General features: G+C 73.2%; 1 protein-coding gene. It reads left to right on the top strand.

What is annotated here, in order from left to right; all coding sequences use genetic code 11:
* Positions 1 to 529, top strand: a 529-nt coding sequence (locus ACXJ3V_RS20690) for a flavodoxin domain-containing protein (protein ID WP_457102233.1), incomplete at both ends; no start/stop codon positions are given.

Here is a 529-nt window from a genome sequence, read left to right as displayed (position 1 = left end):
GCCCTCGGTGCCGCAGCGGCTCGTCAGGGACACGGCCGAAGAGGTCGCGCTGCCGGCCGATGCGCCGAAGCTGCTGGTGCTCTACGGCAGCAATACCGGCTCCTGCGAGATGTTCGCGCGGCGCATCGCGGCCGATGCGCCGCGCCAGGGCTATGCGGCGACGGTCGCTACGCTCGACGAGTACGCGGGCGAGCTGAAGGCCGGCACGCCGGTGCTGGTGGTCACGGCCTCCTACGAAGGCCAGGCGCCCGACAACGCGAAGAAGTTCCTGTCGTGGATCGAGGGCTGCACGGCGGGCACGCTCGACGGCGTGCGCTTCGCGGTGCTGGGCTGCGGCAACCGGCAATGGGCGCGCACCTACCAGGCGGTGCCCAAGCGGGTCGACGCGGCACTCGCCGCCGCCGGTGCGCTGCGCTTGCGAGCGCGCGGCGAGGCTGATGCCGGCGGCGATTTCTTCGGCGCCTTCGACGAATGGGCCCACGGCCTGTGGGCCGACCTGGGCACGGCGCTCGGCCGCGCAGTGGCTGAC

The organism is Microbacterium sp. P5_E9 (genome assembly GCF_054049175.1).
This window is presented reverse-complemented; position numbering and strand designations above follow the sequence as displayed.